This window comes from Sulfurimonas sp., from assembly GCF_026196735.1.
Lineage (GTDB): Bacteria > Campylobacterota > Campylobacteria > Campylobacterales > Sulfurimonadaceae > Sulfurimonas.
In genome coordinates this window covers 1-9,641 of record NZ_JAPHUF010000006.1, presented here as the reverse complement: position 1 = coordinate 9,641, position 9,641 = coordinate 1, and the positions used below count along the sequence as shown (strand labels likewise).

9 protein-coding genes and 1 pseudogene are annotated in these 9,641 nt (G+C 33.8%); all 10 read left to right on the top strand.

Going from position 1 to position 9,641, the window contains the following annotated elements:
- Window positions 1-772, top strand: a pseudogene (locus OQK60_RS03290) (signal recognition particle protein); the annotation flags it as partial.
- A gap of 544 nt (window positions 773-1,316) precedes the next feature.
- Window positions 1,317-1,544, top strand: a complete 228-nt coding sequence (rpsP, locus tag OQK60_RS03285) for a 30S ribosomal protein S16 (RefSeq protein ID WP_297684039.1) — start codon at window positions 1,317-1,319, stop codon at window positions 1,542-1,544.
- 1 nt (window position 1,545) lies between these two features.
- Complete coding sequence (locus OQK60_RS03280; protein ID WP_297684037.1) at window positions 1,546-1,782, top strand: KH domain-containing protein; 237 nt, start codon at window positions 1,546-1,548, stop codon at window positions 1,780-1,782.
- A complete protein-coding gene (rimM, locus tag OQK60_RS03275) occupies window positions 1,766-2,308 on the top strand; it encodes a ribosome maturation factor RimM (protein ID WP_297684035.1) in 543 nt (180 codons plus the stop codon). Before OQK60_RS03280 ends, rimM begins: the two co-directional genes overlap by 17 nt.
- Window positions 2,308-3,012 (top strand): tRNA (guanosine(37)-N1)-methyltransferase TrmD, encoded by a 705-nt coding sequence (gene trmD / locus OQK60_RS03270; RefSeq protein WP_297684033.1) that lies wholly within the window; start codon window positions 2,308-2,310, stop codon window positions 3,010-3,012. Before rimM ends, trmD begins: the two co-directional genes overlap by 1 nt.
- On the top strand, window positions 3,002-3,361 hold the full coding sequence (rplS, locus tag OQK60_RS03265) for a 50S ribosomal protein L19 (protein ID WP_297684031.1): 360 nt from the start codon (window positions 3,002-3,004) through the stop codon (window positions 3,359-3,361). The genes trmD and rplS overlap by 11 nt, the downstream gene beginning before the upstream one ends.
- A gap of 132 nt (window positions 3,362-3,493) precedes the next feature.
- Window positions 3,494-4,600, top strand: a complete 1,107-nt coding sequence (locus tag OQK60_RS03260; RefSeq protein WP_297684029.1) for a M20 family metallopeptidase — start codon at window positions 3,494-3,496, stop codon at window positions 4,598-4,600.
- A gap of 10 nt (window positions 4,601-4,610) precedes the next feature.
- The gene (locus OQK60_RS03255) at window positions 4,611-5,519 is read left to right on the top strand and encodes an ATP-grasp domain-containing protein (RefSeq protein WP_297684027.1); all 909 of its coding nucleotides are present in this window, start codon (window positions 4,611-4,613) and stop codon (window positions 5,517-5,519) included.
- Between the two features lie 3 nt (window positions 5,520-5,522).
- Complete coding sequence (locus OQK60_RS03250) at window positions 5,523-6,848, top strand: hypothetical protein (protein WP_297684025.1); 1,326 nt, start codon at window positions 5,523-5,525, stop codon at window positions 6,846-6,848.
- 18 nt (window positions 6,849-6,866) lie between these two features.
- Entirely contained in the window at window positions 6,867-9,464 is a 2,598-nt protein-coding gene (locus OQK60_RS03245; protein WP_297684023.1) for a M14 family metallopeptidase, read from the top strand.
- Window positions 9,465-9,641: the final 177 nt, after the last annotated feature.

The window sequence follows — 9,641 nt, the reverse complement described above, 5'->3', positions numbered from 1 at the left end:
TGAACTAATGGAGGAACTTGAAGCTGTTAAAAAAGCTGCAAATCCGGATGAGATTTTCTATGTAGCTGATTCTATGACAGGTCAAGATGCTGTTAAGACTGCAACAACTTTTAAAGAAAAAATCGGAATAGACGGTGTAATTTTAAGTAAATATGACGGTGATGCTAAAGGCGGTGTTGCCTTAGGACTATCAAGCCAAGTTCAAGTCCCGCTTCGTTTTATCGGTAGTGGTGAGAAGATGCAAGACTTAGAAGTTTTTATGCCTGAGCGTGTTGTAAATCGTCTTATGGGCTTTGGAGACATTGAAGGTTTAGCTGAAAAAACTGCCGGTGTTATGGATGAGAAACAAGCAAAAAAACTGACTCAGAAAATTAAAAAAGGTAAGTTTAATTTCAATGATTTTTTAGAGCAGATGGAGAGTATGAAAAAAATGGGTAGTATGAAATCTATGCTAGGAATGATTCCAGGTATGGGCAACATGTCAAAAGCACTTAAAGATTTTGATATGGAAAACTCTAGCGAACTTAAAAACATCAAAGCTATGGTTTCATCAATGACTCTAAAAGAGAGAGAAGACCCAGATCTATTAAACAACTCTCGCAAAGGAAGAATTGCAAAAGGTTGTGGTTTAGAAATTGTGGAAATTAACCGAATGATAAAACAGTTCAAAAATGCCGGTAAAATGGCAAAAAGATTTTCAGGTAAAAATGGGATGAAAGACCTTCAGGCAATGATGGGACAAATGGGCGGTGCAGGAGCAATTCCTCGCTAAAATCAAAATAGCAATGCATTTGCTGCGTTACTTCAGTCGTCGCGTACTAAAGTACGCTTCCTTTTTCAGCCCTTGCAACTACATCACTCTTTTTATTTTAATTTCTTTACATGTAGAGACTTATTCTAAAATATAATTGGGAATTTAACATCATAAAAGTGAAATAATGTTCAGTTAAGCAAAACCCCTGCAATGGAAGGGTCAACATCTTTGATGTTGGGGTACCCACCATGAAGCCGTTTTGTGTATGAATATTATGGACTAATACATTCTCTTTACATTTAGAAAAAAGTCCGCTATAATTCCGCCATCGTAATAACTTCTGAAATAATCCCTCTGTGATTAGAAGGTATCTTGAAACTCAAGATATAAGACGCCAAATGGCGGTAAGAGGCACAATAAAACTACTTAGTAAATTTTATTTTGCAAAAACCCCAATAACTTTATTAGTATTTCGTAAGAAATATCTTTAGTGCCTTAGCGGCTAGTGTAGAAAGATGGACTTTGTTCATATTTCGTTTAAAATAATATATTAGGAAAACAAATGACAGTAATTAGACTTACTCGTATGGGAAGAAAAAAACAACCATTTTATCGTATCGCGGTAACAGATAGCCGTAAGCGTAGAGATGGTGGTTGGATTGAGCTAATCGGACACTACAATCCAATGCCGGCTGAAAAAGTTTTAGTAGTAGATAACGAAAGACTTGACTACTGGTTAAGCACAGGTGCTCAAATGAGTGACCGTGTAAAAAAGATAACAGGTCGTTAAGATGATATCTGATTTTGTCGCTGGGTTTGCAAAACTTATAGCATCTCATCCTGAGGATGTAAGAGTTGAAGTTAAAGAAGGCGATGAAATTACCGAGATTCTTCTTTATGCCAATCAGGCTGACATCGGTAAGCTTATTGGCAAAGAAGGCAAGATGATTGGTGCGATTAAAACTGTTATCTCTGGCTGTAAAGCTAAAGATGGTGTAAGCTACCGTATCAATGTCGAAGCAATTTAAAGAACAACTTCTTCATATCGCCACTATCGGCAAAACTGTCGGCATAAAAGGCGATATGAAATTTCATATTAAAACTGATTTCCCAGAACAATTCCATAATGGCGCTACTTTTTTTACAAATCTAAAAAAAAATATTACTCTAAATGATGTAAACCTTGAAAGAGGCACAATCAAAATAGCTGGAATTAACACTGTTGAAGGTGCTAAAAAATATACTAACGCAAAACTTTTTACAACAAGAGATGAGACAAGAAAAAACTGCCATTTAGAAGATGGTGAATATTTTTGGTTTGATCTAGAAGATTGTGAAGTTTTTGAAGATGGAAAGCTTTTAGGTAAAGTTTATGAAGTTGAGAGAATTACAATAACTAATTATCTCAATGTAAATACCGATGAGAGTTTAGTTAAAACCGGAAGTCCTAAAAATTTCCTAATTCCATTTCAAGAACCATTTAAAGTTAGTGTTGATATAGATAAAAAAATTATCACTGTAAAAGGTGCTATGGATATTTTAGAAGCTTCATAATGAAATTTACTTTCGTAACGCTATTTCAAAATATAGTCGAGGGATACTTCCAAGACTCTATACTTAAGCGGGCAATTCAAAAAGAGATATTTAGTGTAGAGTATATAAACCCCAGAGATTTTAGTGAATCTAAACATAACAAAGTAGATGATACTGCAGTTGGCGGCGGAGCCGGAATGGTTATGAATCCACAGCCTTTGTTTGATACATTAGATGCATTAAAATCTCAAGATGAAGATGTACATGTAGTCTTTTTAACACCGGTAGCAAAACCTTTTAAACAAAATGATGCTAAAAGATTAGCAAAAAAATCCCATATAGCTTTTGTAAGTGGAAGATACGAGGGTATTGATGAGAGAGTTATAGAAAAATACGCTGATGAAGTTTTTAGTATAGGTGACTACATTTTAACCGGCGGAGAGCTGGCTTCTTTAGTAATATGTGATGCAGTTGCCAGAAATGTGGATGGTGTGCTTGGCAATAGCGATTCTTTAACTACAGAAAGTTTTGAAACACAACTCTTAGAGGCACCATCTTTCTCTAAACCAAAAGATTATAAAGGAAATTTAGTTCCATCAGAATACTTAAAGGGAAATCATAGTAAAATTCGCCTACTTAAATTAGCTCTGTCTGAATGCAAGACTAAATTCTTCAGACCGGAGCAGCTTTTAAAGCATAGAACAAGGAAATCTTATGAGAAATAAGTACATAGAAAACTTTGAAAAAGCACAAACAGCTGAGAAAAATATTCCAGATTTTCGTGCTGGTGATACTGTTCGTTTAGCAGTAAGAATTAAAGAAGGTGACAAAACTCGTGTACAAAATTACGAGGGTGTTTGTATAGCAAAAAGAGGTCAAGGAACTGGTCAAACAGTTACAGTTCGTAAAATTGGTGCTAACTCTGTTGGTATTGAAAGAATTTTTCCAATTTACTCTGATTCAATTAATGAGATAACAGTTATTCGTCGCGGTCGTGTTCGTCGTGCTAAACTATTTTATCTTCGTGATCTTGCAGGTAAAAAAGCTCGTATCAAAGAACTTAGAAGAAAATAATCTTCTAAGTCATCTACCTCTTCTTATTCTCCATAATAACACTGTTACAAATATATCTTAATACCTCAAACTTTAATCAATAAAACTGTATAATCAGCTTATGTTTCAATTATATTAACATATGGAAATTATATGAACTATCTTCGCGATCTTAAAGCTATTGTTCAAATAAACTCATACACAAAAAATAAACCTGGCGTTGATAAAGTAGGAAAAGTTTTTGATGATTGGTTTAGTGAACTTGGATTTAATATAAAAATATATGATAGAGAACTTATAGGCTCTCATCGTTACTACACTTCAAAACATGATAAAAACTCCAAAAGACTGCTTTTGTTGGGTCATTTAGACACAGTATTTCCAGAAGGAAAATTTGAGGATTACTCAGAAGAAGAAGATTGGATTTATGGCCCGGGTGTCTGCGATATGAAGGGTGGAAATATTGTAGCGCTTGCTGCACTTAGAGAACTAAAAAAACAAAATATAGAGATTCAAAATATCGACATATTGCTTGTTAGTGATGAAGAGACAGGAAGTGATGATTCAAAAACACTTACAGCTGAGTTAGCCAAAAAGTATGACTACTGTTTTGTTTATGAAGCTGCAGGAGTAAACCTTGAAGTAGTAACAGGCAGAAAGGGTGTAGGGACTTTTTTTATAGATATACAGGGAAAAGCTGCGCATGCCGGAAACAGTTACACAGATGGACATGATGCAAACCTTGAGGCTTCTTATAAACTTCAAGAGTTAGTCCGTCTAACAGATTTATCAAAAGGAACAACTGTTAATGTTGGCAAAATAGAAGGCGGTATCGGGGCAAATACAATTTCTCCGCATGCCAATTTGGTTTTTGAACTTAGGTATAAAAACTCAGATGAACGAGACAGAGTGCTTCACTCAATAGACGATATAGTAGCAAAATCATATGTCAAAGGTACTATCTCAACACTTAGGGGTGGCATACAAAGAGATGTGATGCAAACATCAAAAGAGTCATTGAGACTTGTTGAGAGCATAGAAAAAATCACAGGAACTTCCCTTAAGACTGAAGAGCGTGGTGGTGTTAGTGATGCAAACATAGTTAGTTCGTCCGGTGTTATAACACTTGATGGTTTTGGCCCATTTGGTGATGGTGATCACACGATAAATGAGAGAGCAAGCAAAGAGAGTTTTGTTAGCAGAATAGAATTAAGTAAAAAACTTTTTGTTTATTTTATAAAAAATTCAGATTTTAAATAAGGAAGTAGATATGTCAAATAGAACAATAGGTATGTGGTTATATACAAATAGTGGTGGTGATAAGATTGCAAAGAAAATTATCAAAAAACTTAAAGATAGAGATATAGATACTATTGATAATATCAATCTCAGGCATGCTATTGCAAAAAATGCTAATATTTACCATAACGGTGTAAAAGTTAATAAGCTTGATTTGTTCTTCTCATATAATGCAGGTGAGCAAACTCAATATCAGACATATTTGTATCAGGCTCTTAATCGTGTTGTACCTATGATAAATTCATACGAATCATTTGCTTTGACTGAAGATAAGTTTCATACATCATTCGTTTTGAGAAATCATGGAGTCAAGACTGCTGATTACAAGCTTTGCCATAGAGATGATGGGCATGAACTTAAAAAAATCATTAAAAAATGGGACAAAATGATTTATAAACCTACAGATGGTTGGGGCGGAGTAGGTCTTACTAAAATTGAGAATGAGGCTAGCCTTGATATGTTAATGCCATTTCTAAACCAAATGGATTTGAGATATTTTTATGTAGAAAAATTTGTGGATTATGATAATACGGATTTTAGAGTAGATATTGTAAACGGTGAATTTGTGAGTTGTTACGGCAGAAAAGCAAGCGGAACCGACTGGAGAACGAATGTCACTGCCGGTGGTAGTGTGTTTATGCGAGAAGCAAATGATGAGATTATAAAATTGGCTAAAAAAGCTACAAAAGCATGCGGCGTTGATATAGCTGGTGTCGACATAATTTATGACAGAGAAAAAGAAGAATATATTGTTTTAGAGGTAAATGGAATTCCAGCATTTGCAACTCCAGAACAAGAAAAAATGGGACTTAACTTTAATGATAAAAAGATTGACCTTATTGTTGATTTGATAGATCAAAGAACAAAGAAAAAGGGATAGTAAATGGCAAAAAAACACAAGCTTCCAAAAATAGGATTTTTATATTTAGATTATGTACTTAGATTTTTTGATTATAGTAACTTTAGAGGTTGGCCGGATAAAATCGAAGCTGTAACTTATCACTGGAAAAATGATAAAACTAGATTTATTAATGAAGTAAAAAGAAAAAAAATCGATGTTTTAGTTGGAAATATTCCGGCAACAGCATATGAGACTTTCAAAGAGATTGCAAAGGCACTTCCCCATGTTAGGTTTATTCCGTCTATTGAGTCTCAATTTTGCAATAAATCTAAAGAAAATGTAACGCTGTTTTGTGAAAAATATAATATTGCTGCTCCAAAAACACTTATTACTTATGATGATAAAATTGCCGAAAAACATTTTAAAAAATGTCATTATCCGCAGATAGTAAAAAGAAGTTATGGCCCATCTAATTATGGTGGTTATTTTGTTCATAAAGTAGACAACTATAAAGAAGCAACAAAATTATTTGCAAAAAAGAAGTATAAGCCTGTTTATACACAAGATGCAATTCCTCTTAAAGACAGCGGTGATATCCGTGTAATGCTAATTGGTCATAAGCCGGTTTGTGCATTTTGGAGATATTCAGGTTCTGGAGAGTGGATAACTAACACTTCTCAAGGTGGAGACATGTCATATGAAAATGTACCTATGGCGGCACTAGAACTTGCAGTAAAAGCTTCTAAGGCGGCAAAGGCTGAATATTGGGCTTGTGATATAGGTATTGATGAAAACACAGATAAAGCTTATATTATTGAATGTGCAACAGCTTTTGCAGCTTTTCCTTATATTAGAGACTGGATAGGTCAGTACATAATGTGGGATTTAAGTGATGGTAGATTTAGACTTCCACATGTTCCTTTGTTTTCTTGGGAAGAGCTTGGTAAGATGGACCCATCTGTTTTAAGAACTTTAAGACATCTCTACTTTGCTAAATATGAACCATCAGCTGATGGTGTATATTGGTTATCTGACAAAGGTAATTTTGGTATGGAGTTAACTGATGAATCAACACCTTCTGATATGCCTCCATCGATAGAACCGCCGGTTTCTGAAAATAAACTTCCAAAAATGGTAAAAGGGAAAAGTGAATCAAAACCATCAAAAATCAGTAAAAGTAAGTTGTACGATATAAATACTATCTCTTTAACAGAACTTATGACACTTCAAGGTATGGAAGAAGAGATGGCAGTGAAGATTAAAGAATTAATTCAAAACGGTGCAATTAGCACATTTAAAGACTTAAGTGAGTACCATTTCACTTCAAAAAAGCAAGTTAGCCACTGGGCTAAATCTTTTAACAACTAATTTTTTTAAGGCAATAATTTGAGACAACAATATAGTTCTTATGACGAGTGTGTAGAATTTTTTAAACAAGCACAAAAAACAAACCCAGATCTTTTTAAAGTTGAGTTTATTGGCACAACTTGGGAAGACAGAGAGATAATCGCAGTAAGTATCACAAAAAATATAGATAAACATTTACAAAAACCGGCACTTTTTTATACTGGAACCATTCATGCAAGAGAGTGGATAGGGATAGAACTTTCACTTAGTTTCGCAAAATACATATTAGAACATATTGATTATGATCCGCAGTTAAACGCTATTTTAGATAGGTCAACATTGTATATGGTTCCTTGCGCAAACCCTGATGGCTTTGAGTATTCAAGAAATCATTTCTCATTTTGGAGAAAAAACAGAAGAAAGAACGCAGATGGAAGTTTCGGTGTTGATTTAAATAGAAATTTTTCTGTAGGCTTTACTCCAAATAAAGATACGACTTCAAATGTATACTCCGGTCCAAATGCTTTTAGTGAACCTGAAACAGCCGCACTTAGAGATTTTTTTACTTCTCATAAAAATATTACTATAGCATTAGACTACCATTCGCAGGGAAATGTGTTTTTTCCGGCACATAATTTTATTCATGAAGATGCAATTGATGCAATTGATTTAAACCTATTAGCAGGAAATATGGCAGAAGAGATTAGAAAAGAGTCTGGTCGTGAATACGGTGTTCATATGGGTAAACCACCAGTTAGTCTTATTTCCGGAAGTGGAAGAGAGTTTTATTACTCACAAGGTGCACTCTCTTTGGTCGCAGAAGTAGGAACTAGAAACATAAGTGATTATTTAGAACATATGAGTGAACATATTGATGAAAATCTTCCGGCATTAATCTATGCTCTCTCAGAGGTAAATAATTATAAAAAAGAAAATTCACTTCCTAGAGTTGAGAACCTTATTTCAACAAATGTAGGTTCCAAAGAGGTTGAACTTTGTTGGGATTACATAGAAGACAAAACAGTCTATTTTGAGATATACCGTTCTAGCAAGAAAAAAGGTTTTGCTCAATCATCAAATAGAATCGGAATTACAAAATTAAAAACCTATACCGATAAAAATCTTACGCAATCTACTAATTATTATTATTATGTCAGAGCAGTTTGCAAAGAAAAATTTATAAAATCACCATACGCTCAGATGTTAGCTGTTAGAACACATCCTGCAGAGAATATGTTTTCAAAAATTTTATACCCATTAGCAGATAAAATCGGCTATGTTGGAGAAAAGACTAAAAAGAATGCAAGTCATTTTGGAAACAATTCTATGTTTGTCGGTATTTCTGAAGGTAAAGGAGAGTGTTTTGGAGTTTGTGGTTTTTCTCTCTCTAGTATACCAAAAAATGCAATTATAACAAGTGCTTCAATTTCTTTTTACCCCATGAATAGAGTATCTGTTCAGGTAGAAAATTTTGGTGAGTGGCGAATTGGACAGATGGATGAGAGAACAATAGAAAACATTGCTAGTTTTGACGATATTAAAAATGCAAAGATATTAAGTTATATTGATAGACCAACCGGCTCTGCACAGCTTGCACAAGGTATTTGGAGAACATATAAATTTGCAACCCAAGAACTTAATGTTTTGCAAAAATCATTGATTCGTTCAGAAGCTCTTTTTAGACTTGAAGGACCATCTTTACTTCCTTTAGATCGTGCATCTCAGCTTATGCAATGGGATATTGGATATGGACACTTTAGTGGAGGACTAACATATAGACCTAAACTTGATATTTCATATACTATTGATGAAGTCAAAATAGAACTGAGATCATCATATGAATTTACAGCAACAGAAACTAAAATATTAGACGATAAGCTGGTAGCTGGGTTTGACAAGGATGGATTTAAAAAATATGCTTGTGCTGAGTTTGATCTCTCTCAATGGCCAGATATGGATAATACTGTAGTTTCTAGCGCATATATAGAAATAGATGCTATTGATATAAACTCAACAAATACTCTTCGTTTTCATATAGAACTGATTATGCCTTGCGATGGTGAAAAAACATATGAAAAGATTCAAAAAAGAAAAATTATTGAGAGAATAGGTTATGACATCAGTGTATCAGATATAAAAGTAAAATCAAAGCAAAGATTTGTCTTTGACAGATATGCAATAAATGAAATGATTGAGAATATTGGTAGAAATTCTAAAGCAGTATTTGTTATATCAGCATCATCACATAAACTTTTTTCAAAAAATCAAGAAGTTGAATTTATGGATGAAAAAAGGCTTAAGAGACCATCTTTAATCATAAACTATATTAAAAAGCGCCGCAATGCACCACAAAAAGTTGAAAATTTAAGATATAGCATCGAAAATGATATTGTAAAACTAGAATGGGATATACCAGATGATGATGGGTATAAAGGAGCGATAGTTGTAAAAAATCCTTTTAGAATTCCATGCTCTGCATATGATGGACAAAAACTTTACGGAGGAATGGATAATTATACATATGATAATTTTGGCGATACTAACATGTATAAACATTATGCAGTTTTTTCATATGATGATGTTCCAAATTTCTCAGAACCTGCATCTATAGAGTTAAATCCTGAAGAAAGTAAATAGCATTTAGCTATCTACTTTTCTTTTTTCTTTTAAAATATTTTCCAAACCTTTGAATGTTAAGCAATAACTAAGCACGACTTGTCTATAATTCCCATCCACAAACACAGAGACCTAATGTTTAGGACTTAAGTAACTTCGAAAGAGGCTGCTAAAAGATGTTTGAGATCATTGAAAACT

Coding starts and splice junctions, on each gene's coding strand:
- trmD (WP_297684033.1), top strand. CDS start 2,308: ATGAAATTTACTTTCGTAACGCTATTTCAAAATATAGTCGAGGGATAC.
- OQK60_RS03260 (WP_297684029.1), top strand. CDS start 3,494: ATGAACTATCTTCGCGATCTTAAAGCTATTGTTCAAATAAACTCATAC.
- OQK60_RS03255 (WP_297684027.1), top strand. CDS start 4,611: ATGTCAAATAGAACAATAGGTATGTGGTTATATACAAATAGTGGTGGT.
- rpsP (WP_297684039.1), top strand. CDS start 1,317: ATGACAGTAATTAGACTTACTCGTATGGGAAGAAAAAAACAACCATTT.
- rplS (WP_297684031.1), top strand. CDS start 3,002: ATGAGAAATAAGTACATAGAAAACTTTGAAAAAGCACAAACAGCTGAG.
- rimM (WP_297684035.1), top strand. CDS start 1,766: ATGTCGAAGCAATTTAAAGAACAACTTCTTCATATCGCCACTATCGGC.
- OQK60_RS03280 (WP_297684037.1), top strand. CDS start 1,546: ATGATATCTGATTTTGTCGCTGGGTTTGCAAAACTTATAGCATCTCAT.
- OQK60_RS03250 (WP_297684025.1), top strand. CDS start 5,523: ATGGCAAAAAAACACAAGCTTCCAAAAATAGGATTTTTATATTTAGAT.